This window comes from Pseudomonas putida, from assembly GCF_004357765.1.
GTDB lineage: Bacteria > Pseudomonadota > Gammaproteobacteria > Pseudomonadales > Pseudomonadaceae > Aquipseudomonas > Aquipseudomonas putida_U.
In genome coordinates this window covers 72731-89510 of record NZ_SMTE01000017.1, presented here as the reverse complement: position 1 = coordinate 89510, position 16780 = coordinate 72731, and the positions used below count along the sequence as shown (strand labels likewise).

General features: G+C 63.8%; 17 protein-coding genes. 9 read left to right on the top strand and 8 right to left on the bottom strand.

Translation table 11 applies throughout. The features are described 5' to 3' along the window. Positions 1-34: 34 nt before the first annotated feature. The 5 genes from relA to E2H86_RS22655 form a co-directional block, all read right to left on the bottom strand. A complete protein-coding gene (relA, locus tag E2H86_RS22675; protein ID WP_133331758.1) occupies positions 35-2275 on the bottom strand; it encodes a GTP diphosphokinase in 2241 nt (746 codons plus the stop codon). 96 nt (positions 2276-2371) lie between these two features. Continuing rightward, complete coding sequence (rlmD, locus tag E2H86_RS22670; RefSeq protein ID WP_133331757.1) at positions 2372-3730, bottom strand: 23S rRNA (uracil(1939)-C(5))-methyltransferase RlmD; 1359 nt, start codon at positions 3728-3730, stop codon at positions 2372-2374. Next, the gene (cysM, locus tag E2H86_RS22665) at positions 3731-4630 is read right to left on the bottom strand and encodes a cysteine synthase CysM (RefSeq protein ID WP_133331756.1); all 900 of its coding nucleotides are present in this window, start codon (positions 4628-4630) and stop codon (positions 3731-3733) included. A 94-nt stretch (positions 4631-4724) separates the two neighbouring features. Beyond that, complete coding sequence (locus E2H86_RS22660; RefSeq protein ID WP_133331755.1) at positions 4725-6122, bottom strand: sensor histidine kinase; 1398 nt, start codon at positions 6120-6122, stop codon at positions 4725-4727. Positions 6123-6125: 3 nt separating this feature from the next. Continuing rightward, on the bottom strand, positions 6126-6842 hold the full coding sequence (locus E2H86_RS22655) for a response regulator transcription factor (protein WP_133331754.1): 717 nt from the start codon (positions 6840-6842) through the stop codon (positions 6126-6128). 190 nt (positions 6843-7032) lie between these two features. Between E2H86_RS22655 and E2H86_RS22650 the strand changes: the two genes are divergently transcribed. From E2H86_RS22650 to E2H86_RS22635, 4 genes are all read left to right on the top strand, one after another. Beyond that, on the top strand, positions 7033-9786 hold the full coding sequence (locus E2H86_RS22650) for a response regulator (RefSeq protein WP_133331753.1): 2754 nt from the start codon (positions 7033-7035) through the stop codon (positions 9784-9786). Positions 9787-9862: 76 nt separating this feature from the next. Then, positions 9863-10852 (top strand): 2-hydroxyacid dehydrogenase, encoded by a 990-nt coding sequence (locus E2H86_RS22645; protein WP_133331752.1) that lies wholly within the window; start codon positions 9863-9865, stop codon positions 10850-10852. Between the two features lie 31 nt (positions 10853-10883). After that, positions 10884-11321, top strand: a complete 438-nt coding sequence (locus tag E2H86_RS22640) for a hypothetical protein (protein WP_133331751.1) — start codon at positions 10884-10886, stop codon at positions 11319-11321. Next, on the top strand, positions 11318-11722 hold the full coding sequence (locus tag E2H86_RS22635) for an META domain-containing protein (protein WP_133331750.1): 405 nt from the start codon (positions 11318-11320) through the stop codon (positions 11720-11722). The genes E2H86_RS22640 and E2H86_RS22635 overlap by 4 nt, the downstream gene beginning before the upstream one ends. Before the next feature lie 35 nt (positions 11723-11757). Here the strand turns inward: E2H86_RS22635 and E2H86_RS22630 are convergent, their stop codons facing one another. Further along, positions 11758-12222: a TlpA disulfide reductase family protein gene (locus E2H86_RS22630; protein WP_133331749.1), complete on the bottom strand. Its 465-nt coding sequence runs from the start codon at positions 12220-12222 to the stop codon at positions 11758-11760. 85 nt (positions 12223-12307) lie between these two features. On the opposite strand from E2H86_RS22630, the gene arsC reads away from it, so the two are divergent. From arsC to E2H86_RS22615, 3 genes are read left to right on the top strand one after another with little or no spacing between them, the layout of a single operon-like run. Beyond that, on the top strand, positions 12308-12661 hold the full coding sequence (gene arsC / locus E2H86_RS22625; protein ID WP_133331748.1) for an arsenate reductase (glutaredoxin): 354 nt from the start codon (positions 12308-12310) through the stop codon (positions 12659-12661). Next, positions 12658-13263 carry an NAD(P)H:quinone oxidoreductase gene (gene wrbA / locus E2H86_RS22620; RefSeq protein ID WP_133331747.1) on the top strand — a complete coding sequence of 202 codons (606 nt, stop codon included), beginning with the start codon at positions 12658-12660 and terminating at the stop codon, positions 13261-13263. Before arsC ends, wrbA begins: the two co-directional genes overlap by 4 nt. Further along, positions 13256-13669, top strand: a complete 414-nt coding sequence (locus tag E2H86_RS22615) for a DUF2069 domain-containing protein (protein WP_133331746.1) — start codon at positions 13256-13258, stop codon at positions 13667-13669. Before wrbA ends, E2H86_RS22615 begins: the two co-directional genes overlap by 8 nt. A gap of 40 nt (positions 13670-13709) precedes the next feature. Here E2H86_RS22615 and E2H86_RS22610 read toward each other — a convergent pair whose 3' ends face one another. Next, the gene (locus tag E2H86_RS22610) at positions 13710-14381 is read right to left on the bottom strand and encodes a DNA-3-methyladenine glycosylase I (RefSeq protein ID WP_133331745.1); all 672 of its coding nucleotides are present in this window, start codon (positions 14379-14381) and stop codon (positions 13710-13712) included. Positions 14382-14385: 4 nt separating this feature from the next. After that, positions 14386-15210, bottom strand: coding sequence for a tRNA 2-thiocytidine(32) synthetase TtcA (gene ttcA / locus E2H86_RS22605; protein ID WP_133331744.1), 825 nt, complete (start codon positions 15208-15210; stop codon positions 14386-14388). Between the two features lie 262 nt (positions 15211-15472). Here ttcA and E2H86_RS22600 point away from each other — a divergent pair, with 262 nt between their 5' ends. Beyond that, complete coding sequence (locus tag E2H86_RS22600; protein WP_133331743.1) at positions 15473-16072, top strand: Yip1 family protein; 600 nt, start codon at positions 15473-15475, stop codon at positions 16070-16072. A gap of 142 nt (positions 16073-16214) precedes the next feature. Then, positions 16215-16709, top strand: a complete 495-nt coding sequence (locus tag E2H86_RS22595) for a SprT family zinc-dependent metalloprotease (protein ID WP_133331742.1) — start codon at positions 16215-16217, stop codon at positions 16707-16709. The last annotated feature ends 71 nt before the right edge of the window (positions 16710-16780 follow it).

The window sequence follows — 16780 nt, the reverse complement described above, 5'->3', positions numbered from 1 at the left end:
GAGCGGGCTTGCCCGCGAAGGGCGCGCCGTGATCTCAAGGGGTTCGATTACGCCGCGTCTCGATGATGTTCGGCAACTGCGAGATCCTGCCCAGCAAACGCCCGAGGGCATCCAGGCCAGGGATCTCGATGGTCAGCGACATCAGGGCGGTGTTGTCTTCCTTGTTCGAGCGGGTATTGACCGCCAACACGTTGATCTTCTCATTGAGCAACACCTGCGACACATCGCGCAGCAGCCCTGGCCGGTCATAGGCACGAATGACGATGTCGACCGGGTAGGTCTGCACCGGGATCGGCCCCCAACTCACCTGGATCATCCGTTCCGGCTCACGCCCGGCCAGCTGCAGCACCGATGCGCAGTCCTGGCGATGGATGCTGACGCCGCGCCCCTGGGTGATGTAGCCCACGATGGCGTCACCAGGCAGCGGCTGGCAGCAGCCGGCCATCTGCGTGAGCAGGTTGCCGACACCCTGGATCTGGATATCGCCACGCTTGCCGGTGCGCATGCCGGTGGGCTTGCGCACCGGCAGCTCGATCTGCTCGATGCGTTCAGGCTCCAGCAACTGCTGGGCGGCATTGACCAGGTGCGCCAGGCGCAGGTCGCCGGCCCCAAGCGCAGCGAACATGTCCTCGGCAGTCTTGACGTTGGTTTTTTCCGCCAGGCGCTCGAAGTCGACCTGAGGCAGCCCCAAGCGGCTGAGCTCGCGCTCGAGCAGGGTCTTGCCGGCGGCGACGTTCTGGTCGCGGGCCTGGAGTTTGAACCAGTGGACGATCTTGGCCCGGGCCCGCGAGGTGGTCACATAGCCCAGGTTGGAGTTCAGCCAGTCGCGGCTCGGGTTGCCGTGCTTGCTGGTGATGATCTCCACCTGCTCGCCGGTCTGCAGGCTGTAGTTCAGCGGTACGATACGCCCGTTGATCTTGGCGCCGCGGCAGTTGTGACCGATCTCGGTATGCACCCGATAGGCGAAGTCCAGTGGCGTCGCCCCCTTGGGCAGGTCGATGGCGTGGCCGTCGGGGGTGAACACGTAGACCCGGTCGGGCTCGATATCGACGCGCAATTGCTCGGCCAGACCACCGATGTCGCCCAGCTCTTCATGCCATTCGAGCACCTGGCGCAGCCAGGAGATCTTCTCTTCGTAGTGGTTGGAGCTGGACTTGACGTCGGTGCCCTTGTAGCGCCAGTGGGCGCAGACGCCAAGTTCGGCTTCCTCGTGCATGCCGTGGGTACGGATCTGCACTTCCAGTACCTTGCCCTCGGGGCCGATCACCGCGGTGTGCAGCGAGCGATAGCCGTTTTCCTTGGGGTTGGCGATATAGTCGTCGAATTCCTTGGGAATGTGCCGCCACAGGGTGTGGACGATGCCCAGCGCGGTATAGCAGTCCCGCACCTCCGGCACCAGCACCCGCACCGCGCGCACGTCGTAGATCTGGCTGAATTCCAGGCCTTTGCGCTGCATCTTGCGCCAGATCGAATAGATGTGTTTGGCCCGGCCACTGATGTCGGCCTTCACGCCGGTGGCCAGCAGCTCGTTCTGCAGTTGGCTCATCACGTCGGTGATGAAGCGCTCGCGGTCCAACCGGCGCTCATGCAACAGCTTGGCGATCTGCTTGTACTGATCGGGCTCGAGGTAGCGGAAGGACAGGTCTTCCAGCTCCCATTTGATGTGACCGATACCCAGGCGGTGGGCCAGTGGCGCATAGATGTCGAACACTTCGCGTGCCACACGCAGGCGTTTTTCGTCGTCGGCGCCCTTCACTGCACGAATCGCACAGGTACGCTCGGCCAGCTTGATCAACGCCACGCGGACGTCGTCGACCATCGCCACCAGCATCTTGCGCAGGTTCTCGACCTGCGCCTGGGAGCCCAGCACCAGCGACTGGCGAGGGCTGAGACTGGCACTGATGGCGGCCATGCGCAGGACACCGTCGATCAGCTTGGACACCACCGGGCCGAACCGCTGACCGACCTCGGCCAGGGTCACCTTGCCTTCACGCACCGAGCGGTAGATCACCGCCGCGACCAGCGAGTCCTGGTCGAGCTTGAGGTCGGCGAGAATTTCCGCGATTTCCAGACCTGCCTGGAAGCTGGACGTACCATCGGCCCAGGAATGCTTGGCCGGGTTGCCCTTCTTTTCGATCTCGTGGGCGAACTCGCAGGCTTCTTTCAGCGCCACTCGGTCCAATGCCGAGTCCACGCTCACCACATGATCCAACCATGCTTCGAGATTGATACTGCCGTCGGTGTTGACCGGCTGGTGCACTCTCACCTGTACCATCTTTGTTTTACCTTTCCATACAGCGCACCACCCGGGTGCGCTGGCGATCACCGTGTAGCTTCCAGTCCCTGGAAGCCGCACCAAGGGGCCAGCTCGCTAGCCCGCTTCGAATAACGCCATGGCCTCGACATGCGCCGTCTGAGGAAACATGTCGAGGATCCCGGCCCTTTTTAACCGATACCCTTGGGCGACCAGTACCTGGGTGTCTCGTGCCAGCGTGGCCGGATTGCACGAAACGTAGACCAGGCGCTTGGCCTTGAGGCGAGCGATGCCTTGCACCACCTCGAAAGCACCGTCACGCGGTGGATCCAAGAGTACCGCAGAAAAGCCTTCGGCGGCCCATCCGGCGCCTGCCAAAGGCTGCGATAAATCGGCCTGAAAAAACGCGGCGTTATGCACTGCGTTGTTTCGGGCATTGGCCTCGGCCCTGTCGACCATGGCCTGCACACCTTCCACCGCCACCACTTCGCGTGCCTGCCGAGCCAGCGGCAGGGCGAAGTTGCCCAGACCGCAGAACAGGTCCAGGACCCGCTCGTCGGCCTGGGGTGCGAGCCAGGCCAGGGCTTGCTCGATCATCGCCGTGTTGACCTCGGCGTTGACCTGGACGAAGTCGCCCGGGCGCCAGGCCAGTTCCAGTTGCCACGGTGCCAGGGCAAAACCCAGCGTGGCAGCGGCATCGACCGGGGCCGGCTCGCCCTCTCCTTGCAACCACAACTGCGCACCTGCTTCGTCGCAGAAGGCACGCAGACGTGCCAAATCATCGTCCGGCAACGGAGCGACGTGACGCACCAGCACCGCCTCGGCCGTGCCGCTGAACAACTCCACATGGCCGATGACCTGGGGCTTGCTCAGCGAGCGCAACACGGTCGGTAGATGACGAAGAATAGTCTGCAAAGGCTGTACCAGAACGGCGCAGTCATCAATAGCGACAATTTCCTGGCTGGCTTCGGCACGGAACCCGACATCCAGGCGACGGGCCTTGACGTCCCATCGCACGGCAACCCGCGCCCGGCGACGGTAGCCGAACTCCGGCCCGGTCAACGGCGCGGCCCAGGCATCGGGTTGTACGCCAGCGACACGCTGCAGTTGCTCGGCCAGGGTGCGCTGCTTGAGCGCCAACTGAGCCTCATGCGGCAGATGCTGCAGGTTGCAGCCGCCACAGCGGTGGTAGAACCGGCACGGTGGCTCGCGGCGCTCGGGGCTGGCTTGCAGGACCCGCTCCAGACGGGCCTCGACCACCTTGCCACGGGCGTTGAGCACACGGGCTTCGACCGCTTCTCCGGCCAGGGCGCCACTGACGAACCAGGTACGCCCTTCGAGGAAGGCGATGCCACGACCGTCACCGGCCAGGCGCTCGATATCCAGGCGCTGCTTCTTGCCCACAGGGACCTGGGGCGTGCGGTTGCCACCGGCTGGCTGGAAGCGCAGGCCGGTATTGGGTTTCTTTCTGGACATTTAGCGCGGGTCGAACAGGCCGGAGGACAGGTAACGATCGCCACGGTCACAGATGATCGCGACCATCACGGCATTTTCCACTTCACGGGACAGCCGCAGCATGCCTGCGACAGCGCCGCCGGACGACACGCCACAGAAAATACCCTCTTCACGGGCCAGGCGGCGCGTGGTGTCCTCGGCTTCCTGCTGGGACATGTCCAGGACGCGATCGACGCGGGTAGCGTCGAAGATCTTCGGCAGGTATGCCTCGGGCCAGCGACGGATGCCAGGGATGGCCGAGCCTTCCATCGGCTGCAGACCGACGATCTGCACGTTGGGGTTCTGCTCCTTGAGGTACTGCGAGCACCCCATGATGGTGCCGGTGGTTCCCATGGAGCTGACGAAATGGGTGATGGTGCCCTGGGTCTGCTGCCAGATCTCCGGGCCAGTGCTGGTGTAGTGGGCGATCGGATTGTCGCCGTTGGCGAACTGATCGAGCACCACGCCACGGCCTTCGGCCTGCAGTCTCTCGGCCAGGTCACGGGCACCCTCCATACCCTCCTCCTTGGTCACCAGGATCAGCTCGGCGCCATAGGCGGTCATCGCCGCCTTGCGCTCTGCCGTGGAGTTGTCGGGCATGATCAGGATCATCTTGTAACCCTTGATCGCAGCCGCCATCGCCAAAGCGATGCCGGTGTTGCCGGAAGTGGCTTCGATCAGGGTGTCGCCAGGCTTGATCTGGCCGCGCAATTCGGCGCGAACGATCATCGACAGCGCCGGGCGGTCCTTCACCGAGCCGGCAGGATTGTTACCTTCGAGCTTGAGCAGGAGGGTATTGCTGGTTTCGCCAGCGATGCGCTGCAGGCGAACCAGAGGCGTATTGCCGACGCAATCGGCGATGGTTGGGTACTGCAAGGTCATGGCGTGCTTCACAATCCGGACGGCAGGGGCGCCTATCATACCGGCAAACCTTCCGTGGCCATATCACGCAATCTGTGGTCGCTATAGCTACAAGCTATAACGCCATCTCCTGATGGACTGCGCGGGTAGCTGACGATGCCGTTTCGGCAACCGTATGCGCCTTCAGACGCATGCACAGGCGCAGCCCATGCTTGCCGTTTTCCGCCCACAAGGCCCCGCCCTGACGCTGGAGGGCACTACGGGCGATGCTCAACCCAAGACCGAAACCGCCATCCCCGGGTCGGGAGCCATCGAGTCGGGAGAACGGTGCGAAAATCCGCTCAAGGTCCTGCTCCGCCACACCGCCGCCCTGGTCTTCCAGCCATAGCCGCCAGTAGCCTCCCTCGCGCAGGCCACCCAGATGCACCTGGGCATTTTCCGGCGAATGACGAATGGCGTTGCGCAGCATGTTCTCCAATGCCTGGGCCAGATGATTGAGGTTGCCCTGGACCCAGCAATCAGCCGGCAGTTCGCAGCGCAGTCGCTCCAACGACCAGCCGCTTTCATAGCAGGCATCCTCGGCCAGCAGATCCCAGAGGGCCTGGACCTGGATTGGCTCGAGACTCATCGGTGCCCGTTCGGCGTCCTGCCAGGCCAATTGCAAGGTACCTTCGACCAGTTGCTGCATGCAGTCGACCTCGCGTTCCAGGCGTTCGCGCAGGCGCTGCAGGTCGGTTTCACCGTCGCAGGCCACGCGCAGGCGGCTCAGGGGGGTGCGCATTTCGTGGGAGAGGTCGCGCAATAATTGCTGCTGCATCGCTACCGTGCCCTGCAGGCGCTCGGCCATCTGGTCGAAGGCCCGGGCCAGCTCGCCGAGTTCGTCGTGGCGAGCAATGGTCCGCGCGTCCAACCGCGCCGAGAGTTGGTCGGCGCGCCAGGCATTGGCCTGCTCGCGCAACTGGTTGAGCGGGACGATCAGCATGCGGTAGAGCCCCACGCACAACAGCAGGGTGAACAGACCCGGAATCACGCCATTGGTGACGATCCGCCAGAACACCCGGTACTGGCCCGGATTGAAACGCTGCGGCAACTCCATCACCAGCATGCCTTGCTCCGGGGCCTGCGGAAACGGCAGGCTTAGCCAGGGCTGGTCGATGGCGCGTCGACTCATGGGCCAGTCGGCACCGCGCAGGCGGGTCAGGCGCTGCATGATCTGCGGACCGAGAATGGCGCTGTCGAGGGGGCGCAGATGCAGGTCCAACACCCCGATCCAGCCCCGCTCGCGCTGATGCATGTCGGCCACCCAACGGTCCAGCCCTGCCCGTCCGCCGCTGCGCCAGGCCTGCTCGGCCTCGGCGGCATAGCCACGCAGCACCTGCCGGGCCGGCTCGCTGAGAAACGCGTTGCGGGTTTCCATGTGCCGGCCCCAGGTGTAGCTCAGGCCGATCATCAACAGGCAGAAACCCACCAGCAGGATGGCCAGTTTCCAGAACAGCGAGCGACGGTCGAGCATGGTTCAGCCCAACTCGCCGGCACTGAGCACGTAGCCCTTGCCCCATACGGTGCGGATCTGCCGTTCGAGGTAGCCGATGGCCTTGAGCTTGCGGCGGATCTGGCTCACATGCATGTCGAGGCTGCGGTCATGCCGCGAATAGCCACGCTGTAGAACGTGCTGATAAAGGAAGGGCTTGCTCAACACCTCATCCACATTGCGGTGCAGTACCTCCAGCAGGCGGTATTCACTGGGCGTGAGCCCGGCGCAACGACCACCCAGGCTGACATCGCAGGCATCTTCGTCGAAGCACAGATCGCCACTGGCCGGCTCAGGCACCGGCTGACGGCGGCGCTCCAGGGCGACGCGGCGCAGAATTGCCTCGATGCGCACCTGCAGTTCGGCCATGCTGAACGGCTTGGGCAGGTAATCATCGGCACCGCGCTGGAAGCCACTGATGCGATCGGCCTCGGCACCCAGGGCGGACATCAGGATCACCGGCGTGGCACTATGCCGACGCAGTTGTGCCAGCGCATCCAGGCCGTTGAGGCCGGGCAGCAGGATGTCCATCAGGACCACGTCGAACGCCTGCCGACCGGCGACCTCCAGGCCATCCAGGCCGTTGCGGCACCAGGTGACGTGAAAACCACCGCGCTGTAGCTCCTCGTGCAGGTAGGCGCCGAGCACCGGGTCGTCCTCGATGGCGAGGATACTGGAGGCGTGAATAGATACGGGATTCATTGGCAACTGCCATACATTCTCAATTGCGCAATTATTGAGCATGCAAGCCATTCAGGCAACAGCCCATCGACCACCGCTCGGCAGAAGCGAAGCCAAGCTATACAAAGGATGCATTACGCCTGCGAGCGGAGTAACTTTCCGCTTTGATCCGCCACGCAGGCGGCGTGCAGGCACATGACAGGAGACAGGTGTGCTCGATCGTTTGGGAATCAGAAGCCGGGTCCTGCTGTTGGCCCTGCTCCCCGCCAGCCTGATGGCTTTGGTGCTGGGAAGCTATTTCACCTGGCTGCAGCAGAGTGAACTGCGCACCCAATTGCTCCAGCGCGGCAAGATGATCGCCGAGCAACTTGCGCCGCTGGCGGCACCGGCTCTGGCCCGGGACGCCGTGCCGCAGCTCGAGCGGATCGCCGCGCAGACCCTGGAGCAAGCCGATGTGCGCGCCGTGGCGTTCCTCGCCCCGGACCGCACGCGCGTGGCCCACGCCGGCCCGAGCATGCTCAACCGGCCTCCCAGCGGCGGAACCGGCACGCAGGTGCTGGAGCGCAGCGGTAACGATGCCACGCGCTACCTGATGCCAGTGTTCGGCCATCATCGCGACCTGGCCACCGACGCCGTGCCGGCCGAAGCCGAGCGCCTGCTGGGCTGGGTCGAGATCGAACTGTCCCACGACGGCACCCTGCTGCGCGGCTATCGCAACCTGTTCACCAGTCTGTTGCTGATTCTGGTCTGCCTGGTCTTGAGCGGCTTGCTGGCCCTGCGCATGAGCCGGGCGATCAACGACCCCATCGCGCGCATCAAGCATGCGGTCAACCAACTCAAGGACGGGCACCTCGAAGAGCGCCTGCCGACCCTGGGCAGCCATGAGCTGGACGAACTGGCCGGCGGCATCAACCGCATGGCCGAAACCCTGCACAGTGCCCACGAGGAGCTGCAGCACAGCATCGACCAGGCCACCGAGGACGTGCGCCAGAACCTCGAGACCATCGAAATCCAGAACATCGAGCTGGACATGGCGCGCAAGGAAGCCCTGGAAGCGAGCCGCATCAAGTCGGAATTCCTGGCCAACATGAGCCACGAGATCCGCACACCGCTCAATGGAATCCTCGGCTTCACCCATTTGCTGCAAAAGAGCGAGATGACCCCGCGTCAGCTCGACTACCTGGGCACCATCGAGAAATCCGCCGACAATCTGCTGGGGATCATCAACGAGATCCTCGACTTCTCCAAGATCGAGGCCGGCAAGCTGGTGCTCGACAGCATTCCGTTCAACCTGCGCGACCTGATCCAGGACACCCTGACCATCCTCGCCCCGGCTGCCCATGCCAAACAGCTCGAGTTGCTCAGCCTGATCTACCGCGACACGCCGACCTCGATGATCGGCGACCCGCTGCGCCTCAAGCAGATCCTCACCAACCTGGTCAGCAACGCCATCAAGTTCACCCGCGAAGGCACCATCGTCGTGCGCGCCATGCTCGACGACGAGCAGGAAGACAGCGCGCAGTTGCGCATCAGCGTGCAGGACACCGGCATCGGCCTGTCGCCGCAGGATGTGCGCACCTTGTTCCAAGCCTTCAGCCAGGCCGACAACTCGTTGGCCCGCCAGCCCGGAGGCACCGGGTTGGGCCTGGTGATTTCCAAGCGCCTGATCGAGCAGATGGGCGGCGAGATCGGCGTCGACAGCACACCGGGCGAGGGCTCGGAGTTCTGGATCAGCCTGAACCTGCCCAAGGCCCACGACGACACCGAAGAACGCCCGCTGCAACCCTTGCTGGGACTGCGTGCAGCCATCGTCGACGGCCACGATCTGGCACGCCAGGCCTTGGAGCACCAGCTCGAGGACTGTGGCCTGAGTGTCACCCTGTTCGGCTCGTTCGACCAACTGCTGCATGCAGTCCAGGCCGCGAGCCAGGCTGGGCAGCCCTTCGACTTCGCAGTGCTGGGGGCCAACCTGGGAACCCTCTCGCCGGAGCAGTTGGGCCATTACCACCAACAACTGGAGCGACACCAGTGCCAATGCGTGGTGCTCTGCCCTACCACCGAACAGGCGCTTTACCACCCGTACCTGCCCAATGGCCACGGCCAACTGCTGTCCAAACCCAGTTGCACACGCAAGCTGCGCCGCCTGTTGCTGGAGTTGGTACAACCGCGCCGGCCGTTGGGCGAGACAGCCAACGGCAGCGGGCAACAAACGCCGAAGATTCTCTGTGTCGACGACAACGCCGCCAACCTGCTGTTGGTCAAGACCCTGCTCGAAGACCTCGGCGCCGAGGTGTTGGCGGTGGACAGCGGCGTGGCCGCCGTCCAGGCAGTGCAGGACGAACCGTTCGACCTGGTGCTGATGGACGTGCAGATGCCCGGCATGGACGGGCGGGCCTGTACCGAACAGATCCGCCAGTGGGAGAACACCCGCAGCGCGAGCCCCTTACCGATCGTCGCCCTCACCGCCCACGCCATGGCCAACGAGAAGCGCGCCTTGCTTCACAGTGGCATGGACGACTACCTGACCAAACCGATCAGCGAGCGGCAACTGGCCCAGGTGGTGATGAAGTGGACCGGCATGAGCCTGGGTGCCTCACCGCCGGAACTGGCCAGCGAACAATCCGGCGACCCTCGCGAGCTGCCGGTACTCGACCCCGAGGAGGGCTTGCGCCTGGCCGCTGGCAAAGCGGACCTGGCCGCCGACATGCTGGCCATGCTGTTGGCGTCGCTGCAGAGCGACCAGCAAGCCATTCGCAGCGCACGTGAAACCGATAATCGGAGCGTGCTGATCGAACAGGTCCATCGTCTCAACGGTGCCACGCGTTATTGCGGCGTCCCCCAGTTACGCGCAGCCTGCCAGCGCAGCGAGACCTTGCTCAAGCAGGAAAATCCCCAGGCGCAGCAGGCGCTGGATGAACTGGATGCGGCGATCGATCGGTTGGCGGAGCGGGCGTGTTCGACTTGAGGTGTTCGGCGCTCGCTCTCATGACCATCCCAACAATCCAAGGCTGGCCCCTCTCAAAAGACAAGGAACCCCACCCATGCGCACCCTGTTGTTCAGCAGCCAGCACTACGATCAGGAAAGCTTCACCCAGGCCGCCCGCGACAGCGCAATGGACCTGCACTTCCAGTCCGCCCGCCTGACCCTCGACACCGCCGCGCTGGCCCTGGGCTACGAGGTCGTCTGCGCGTTCATCAATGACGAACTGGACGCCCAGGTACTGGAGCGCCTGGCCGCCGGAGGCACGCGGCTGATCGCCCTGCGTTCGGCCGGCTACAATCATGTCGACCTGGAGGCCGCGCAGCGCCTGGGCCTGGCCGTGGTGCGGGTGCCTGCCTACTCGCCGCATGCCGTGGCCGAGCATGCCGTGGCGTTGATCCTGGCCCTGAACCGACGCCTGCACCGCGCCTACAACCGCACCCGCGAGGGTGACTTCACCTTGCATGGGCTAACCGGGTTCGACCTCCACGGCAAGACCGTCGGCGTGGTCGGCACCGGCCAGATCGGGGTGGCCTTCGCCCGCATCATGGCCGGGTTCGGCTGCCAGTTGCTGGCCTACGACCCCTACCCCAATCCCGAGCTGCAGGCCCTTGGCGCACGCTACCTGGAACTGCCCGAGTTACTGCGCCAGTCCAGGATCATCAGCCTGCACTGCCCACTGACCGAGCAGACCAAGCACCTGATCAACGCCCGCAGCCTGGCCGAGCTGCAGCCTGGTTCGATGCTGATCAACACCGGTCGGGGCGCACTGGTCGACACCCCGGCGCTGATCGATGCGCTGAAAAGCGGCCAGCTCGGCTACCTCGGCCTGGACGTCTATGAGGAGGAAGCACAGCTGTTCTTCGAGGACCGCTCCGACCTGCCATTGCAAGACGATGTACTGGCCCGACTGCTGACCTTTCCCAACGTCATCGTCACTGCGCACCAGGCCTTTCTCACCCGTGAAGCGCTGGACGCGATCGCCGCCACGACGCTCGACAACATCATCCGCTGGGCGGCAGGTAAACCGCAGAATCTGGTCACAGGTTGATGCTAGGATACGCGGCATTTCTGGAGGACCCATGGTCGAGCACGATTTCCGTTACACCCTCTTCAATCCGCAACACACCCTGATCGAGTGCCGGGCACTGGTACCAGGGCGCTACCAGGTCACCGGCAATGGTGGCTCGATGCACAAGGGCGACGTCCTGCTGGTCACCCTCAAGGGCAGCAAGGACCTGGCCATGCGCCTGACCGTGGAAAGCGTGCGCCACCTGATCAACCCACGGGGTCAGTGGGTCGCCGTGGCCACGGGCCCGGTGTTCAACGAGCTGGAGATCCTCAACTGGCAGGTCGCCTGCGACAGCTGCGAAGCGCTGCTGGACTTCGAATTCGCCGTCGACGCCAAGCTCGGGAAAAAAGCCCGTCAGCCGGCCGCGACCGCGCGCATCGCCGAACTGGGCTGGGCCAGCCACGGTGAAAAACACCTGTGTCCTCGTTGCCAGGAGAGCGCCAAGTGAAGCATGTCCTGACCGGCGCGCTGATCGCCACTGGCCTGCTCGGCTGCGCTGCCGAACCGTCCAAGCTCGAGCAGGAGCGCAGTTACGTGCTGGAGTGGATCGGCGAACGTCCGCTGATCGATTACAGCCACCTGACCCTGAACCTGGACAGCGATGGCCGCGCGTACGGCAATGGCGGCTGCAACCACTGGTTCGCGTCCTACACCCTGGACGGCGAGCATCTGAGCTTCGGCAAGGTCGGCAAGACCCGCAAGCTCTGCGCCCCGGCGTTGATGGAACAGGAAGCACGCTTCCTGCAGGCCTTGGAAACCGTGCAGCGCTGGGATGTATCGCCAACCGAGCAATTGCGCTTCTGGCCGGCCACGGGTAAACCGCTGCGGTTCTGGCCTGAAGAAGGCTGAGAATGATTGGGGCCGCTATGCGGCCCCAGCAAGCTTCAGGCCCCCTTGAGCGCCTTGATCTTGGCCTGCAGCCCTTCCAGGGTCTGCTCGCCCATCAGTTGCTCACGCACCTTGCCCTTGTCATCGATGATGTAGGTCACCGGCAGCGCCTCGCTGCGCGGCAGGTCGTAGCGCTCGGCCGGGTCCTGGGCGAGCACGGTGAAACCGATGCCCAGGGTGTCGGCAGCCTGTTTCAGGTCCTGGCCCTGCAAGCCATCGAAGTTCACCCCCACCACCTTGATGCCCTGCCCCTCCCACTGCTTGGCTGCGGTGTTCAGTTCGGGAATCTCGGTCCGGCACGGACCGCACCATTCCGCCCAATAGTTGAGCACCAGCCAGTGCCCGTCGATCTGTTCGGCCTTTACCGTGTTGCCGTGCTGGTCCACGCCGTAGTCGGCACCGCAACCACCGAGCAACAGGCTCGCGGTGATGGCCAATACTGCTGCCAAACGCCTTGCCATGGGTCAATCCTTCTCGAAGTTTCAAGCGAAAGGGTCAGTCGCAATGGTTAGAATAGCCGCCACACCCCGCTGGATGCGAACCGACATGACCGACCTGACGCTCTATCATAACCCGCGCTGCTCCAAATCCCGCGGCGCGCTGGAACTGCTCGAAGCCCGTGGCCTGACGCCGACCATCGTGCGCTACCTCGAAACCCCGCCCGACGCCCCCACCCTCAAGGCGCTGCTCGCCAAGCTGGGCATCGCCCCGCGCCAGTTGCTGCGCACCGGCGAGGACGAATACAAGGCACTGAACCTGGCCGACCCGGCGCTGAGCGACGCGCAACTCATCGCTGCCATGGTCGAACACCCCAAGCTCATCGAGCGCCCCATCCTGGTGGCCGGTGACAAGGCCGTGATCGGTCGTCCGCCGGAGAAAGTCCTGGAGCTGCTGCCATGAGCGAACCCTACATCCTGGTGCTGTATTACAGCCGTCACGGCTCGACCAGCGAGATGGCCCGGCACATCGCCCGCGGCATTGAAATGGCCGGTCTGGAAGCGCGCCTGCGCACCGTGCCGGCGATATCCACCGAGTGCGAGGCAGTCGCGCCGGATATCCCGGCCAGCGGTGCGCTTTACGCTACTCTCGACGATCTGCGTCACTGCGCCGGCCTGGTGCTGGGTAGTCCGACCCGTTTCGGCAACATGGCGGCGCCACTCAAATACTTCCTCGATGGCACCAGCAGCCTGTGGCTGGGGGGCGAACTGGTGGGCAAACCGGCCGGGGTGTTCACCTCCACTGCCAGCCTGCACGGTGGCCAGGAAACCACCCTGCTGTCGATGATGCTGCCGCTGATGCACCACGGCATGCTGGTGATGGGTCTGCCGTACAGCGAATCGGCCTTGCTCGAGACCCGCGGTGGCGGCACACCCTATGGTGCCAGCCACCACGCCGGGGCCGACGGCAAACGTGAACTGGACCCGCATGAAATCGCCCTGTGCCGCGCCTTGGGCCAACGCCTTGCGAACACCGCCAAGGCCCTGGAGGCCGCGCGTGGCTAGAAAGCCCAAGGTGTTGCCGGCGCTGGAGTGGCTGGCACCGCGACTGCGCCTGACACGGGCGCTGAGTCTGGCGTTCTTCCTGGGCCTGATCGCCCTGTTGGTGGTGAACAACCTCTGGTTCGCCAACCTGCACGGTGCACGGGTCGAGGTGATCCTGGCGATCGAGCTGGTGCCCTTGGTGCTGTTGCTGCCCGGCATGCTGATAGGCAGCGCCCGGGCACATGCCTGGACCTGCTTCGTAGTGAACATCTACTTCATCAAAGGCGTGCTGGCGGCGTTCGATCCGGCACGGGCCTTGTTTGGCTGGGTCGAGGTGCTGGTCAGCCTGGGGTTGTTCGTCAGCGGGTTGCTGTACGTGCGCTGGAAGTTTCAGTTCGAGCGGCGCATGGTGGGCGAAGGGAGTTAGTTTCTTCGCGGGCTTGCCCGCGAAGAAGACGACACAGGACTCAATGGTTGACGGTATGCGCCAGCATCACCGACAACTGGCACAGCGGTCGCCCGCTCTCTTCGTGCCACTGGTTGAACGCCTGCTGCACCAGCGCCAGGTCGCGCTGGCTGGTGGGTTGCTTGTCGATCACCTTCTGCGCGATCAGCGCAGCCGCCATGTCCTCGGTAGGGATGAAGGTATCCTTGCCGACCATGCGCAGGAAGCGTGGCGCCGACAGCCCACCCAGCTGATTGCCATGCTTGGCCAGGTACTTCCACAGGCCGACGATGTCGGTCACCGGCCAATCGGCAATGAATGCACCGAAGCTGCCGTTTTCCTTGGCCACGTCGAGGACCATCTGGGCGTTGCGCGGCACGCTCTTGAGCTTGCCCAGGTGGCGGATGATGCGCTCGTCCTGCATCAGCCGCTCCAGATGCTCGGCCCCCATCAGCACCACCTTCTCCGGATCGAAGCCAAAGAACACCTGCTCGAACGCCGGCCACTTGGCATCCACCAGACTGTGCTTGAGCCCGGCGCGGAACACGCGCAGGGCCAAGGTCGACAGATAGCGATCATCGCTGATGTCACGTAACTGCGCCGCGGTGCGCGGCTGCGGCAGGAAGGCCTCGAGGGCCTGGGCCGAGCCGAAGCGGTTCAGGCAGTATTCATGCAGCCACTGGTAGTCGCGCATGGGCTCAGATGTTCAGTACGTCGAGGAAGCGCGGGGTGGCGCTCTCGTCGATCTTCAGGCTGGTGAAGTCGAACAGGTTGCGGTCGGCCAGTTGCGACGGCGCGACGTTCTGCAAGGCGCGGAAGATGCTCTCGGTACGGCCCGGATGCTTGCGCTCCCACTCGACCAGCATGTCCTTGACCACCTGACGCTGCAGGTTTTCCTGGGAGCCGCACAGGTTGCATGGGATGATCGGGAATTCCTTCATGTCCGAATAGGCCTGGATGTCCTTTTCGCTGCAATACGCCAGCGGGCGGATCACCACGTTGCGGCCATCGTCGGCACGCAGCTTCGGCGGCATGCCCTTGAGCGAGCCGTTGAAGAACATGTTGAGGAAGAACGTCTCGACGATGTCGTCGCGGTGGTGCCCCAGGGCCATCTTGGTCGCACCGATCTCGTCGGCGAAGGTGTACAGGGTGCCGCGACGCAGACGCGAGCACAGCGAGCAGGTGGTCTTGCCCTCCGGCACCAGTTCCTTGACCACCGAATAGGTGTCCTTCTCGACGATGTGGTACTCGACACCCAGTTCCTTCAGGTACGCCGGCAGCACGTGCTCGGGGAAGCCTGGCTGCTTCTGGTCCATGTTCACGGCGACGATGTCGAACTTGATCGGTGCCACCTTCTGCAGGTGCAACAGAACGTCGAGCATGGTGTAGCTGTCCTTGCCGCCGGACAGGCAGACCATGACCTTGTCACCATCCTCGATCATGTTGTAGTCGGTGATGGCTTCGCCGGCGAGACGACGCAGGCGTTTTTGCAGTTTGTTCTGGTTGACCGAGAGGGTGCCCATAGCGCTTGAATCCGCGAGGTGTGACAAAAGGCGGGTATTTTACGCACAAACGGCGCGATGCTGTAGGCATTCCGTCAAAGACTTCAAGGGAATCAGACCGAGCGCTGACAGCGCAATTTGCTCTAAAAAGCCGGGTTTGTGCCGGGTACGGCTTCCTATACTGCCTCATAAGGCCACATTACCGCTTTGTATCGGTGTCCTGGCCTCGGGCCGCTTGCGCTCCATTGGGGGGCGATTGGCAACACTGAGAGGAGTGACCGGCATGATTCATCACGTAGTGGGGCTGTTTACCCATCCGGATCAGGAGTGGCGGGAGATTCGTGGCGAGGAAGAAAGCATCAGCCACATGTACCTGACCCATACTTTGATTTTGGCGGCGATCCCTGCCGTCTCCGCGTTTATCGGCACGACCCAGGTGGGCTGGGTGATCGGCGAACGGCCAGCGGTGATGCTGACCATGGAGAGCGCGCTGTGGATGAGCATCATGTCCTATCTGGCGATGCTCGCCGGCGTGGCGGTGATGGGGGCGTTCATCCACTGGATGGCGCGTACCTATGACGCGAACCCATCCATGGCCCAGTGCATCGCTTTCGCCACCTACACCGCCACCCCACTGTTCCTCGGCGGGCTCGCAGCGCTTTACCCGCACCTGTGGTTGGGCATGGTGGTCGGTACCGCAGCCATCTGCTACACCGTGTACCTGCTGTATGTCGGCTTGCCGACCTTCATGAACATTCCATCGGATGAAGGCTTCCTGTTTTCCAGCTCGGTGCTGGCAGTGGGGCTGGTGGTACTGGTGGCGATCATGGCCGCGACCGTGATCATCTGGGGACTGGGCGTGGGGCCCGTCTATACCAACTAGCGTTGTACAGAACAGATCGACCGACACTGGAGCATCATGCCAGGGGCCGCTGCAAAGCGGCCTTTGACTGTGCGCTGACCAGCGGCTCGGCAGGTGACGGGAGCTTGCGGCATAATTGCCGATCGAGGAGAACTACCCCGCCATGCCCGAGCTGCTCAAGCAACGCGTCGAAACCTGTTACCAGCAAGCCGAAGCCTTCTTCAAACGCCCGTTCCCGCGCCCGGAAATCAGCTTCAAGCTACGCGGCCAGAAAGCTGGCGTCGCGCACCTGCACGAGAACCTGCTGCGTTTCAATCTACAGCTGTACCGCGACAACCAGGAAGACTTCCTGCGCCAGACCGTGGCCCATGAAGTGGCGCACCTGGTGGCCCATCAATTGTTCGGCGAGCGCATCCAGGCCCATGGCGAGGAATGGCAGCTGATCATGCGCGGGGTGTACGAACTGCCGCCAAATCGTTGCCATAACTATGAAGTCCAGCGGCGCGTGGTGACCCGCTACATCTATCGCTGTCCGTGCCCGGAAAGCGATTTCCCTTTCACCGCCCAGCGCCACAAGCTGGTGCGCCAAGGACGGCGCTATCTGTGCCGGCGGTGCCGGGAGATCCTGGTGTACAGCGGCGAGACCCGCGTCGAATGATCGACCTCATTCGCGGGTAAGCCCGCGAAAGGGCCCGATGCGCCGTTGAAAGAATCCCAGACATGAAAAAG

Coding starts and splice junctions, on each gene's coding strand:
- E2H86_RS22640 (WP_133331751.1), top strand. CDS start 10,884: ATGGTCGAGCACGATTTCCGTTACACCCTCTTCAATCCGCAACACACC.
- cysM (WP_133331756.1), bottom strand. CDS start 4,630: ATGACCTTGCAGTACCCAACCATCGCCGATTGCGTCGGCAATACGCCT.
- E2H86_RS22645 (WP_133331752.1), top strand. CDS start 9,863: ATGCGCACCCTGTTGTTCAGCAGCCAGCACTACGATCAGGAAAGCTTC.
- relA (WP_133331758.1), bottom strand. CDS start 2,275: ATGGTACAGGTGAGAGTGCACCAGCCGGTCAACACCGACGGCAGTATC.
- ttcA (WP_133331744.1), bottom strand. CDS start 15,210: ATGGGCACCCTCTCGGTCAACCAGAACAAACTGCAAAAACGCCTGCGT.
- rlmD (WP_133331757.1), bottom strand. CDS start 3,730: ATGTCCAGAAAGAAACCCAATACCGGCCTGCGCTTCCAGCCAGCCGGT.
- E2H86_RS22655 (WP_133331754.1), bottom strand. CDS start 6,842: ATGAATCCCGTATCTATTCACGCCTCCAGTATCCTCGCCATCGAGGAC.
- E2H86_RS22630 (WP_133331749.1), bottom strand. CDS start 12,222: ATGGCAAGGCGTTTGGCAGCAGTATTGGCCATCACCGCGAGCCTGTTG.
- arsC (WP_133331748.1), top strand. CDS start 12,308: ATGACCGACCTGACGCTCTATCATAACCCGCGCTGCTCCAAATCCCGC.
- wrbA (WP_133331747.1), top strand. CDS start 12,658: ATGAGCGAACCCTACATCCTGGTGCTGTATTACAGCCGTCACGGCTCG.
- E2H86_RS22595 (WP_133331742.1), top strand. CDS start 16,215: ATGCCCGAGCTGCTCAAGCAACGCGTCGAAACCTGTTACCAGCAAGCC.
- E2H86_RS22600 (WP_133331743.1), top strand. CDS start 15,473: ATGATTCATCACGTAGTGGGGCTGTTTACCCATCCGGATCAGGAGTGG.
- E2H86_RS22660 (WP_133331755.1), bottom strand. CDS start 6,122: ATGCTCGACCGTCGCTCGCTGTTCTGGAAACTGGCCATCCTGCTGGTG.
- E2H86_RS22610 (WP_133331745.1), bottom strand. CDS start 14,381: ATGCGCGACTACCAGTGGCTGCATGAATACTGCCTGAACCGCTTCGGC.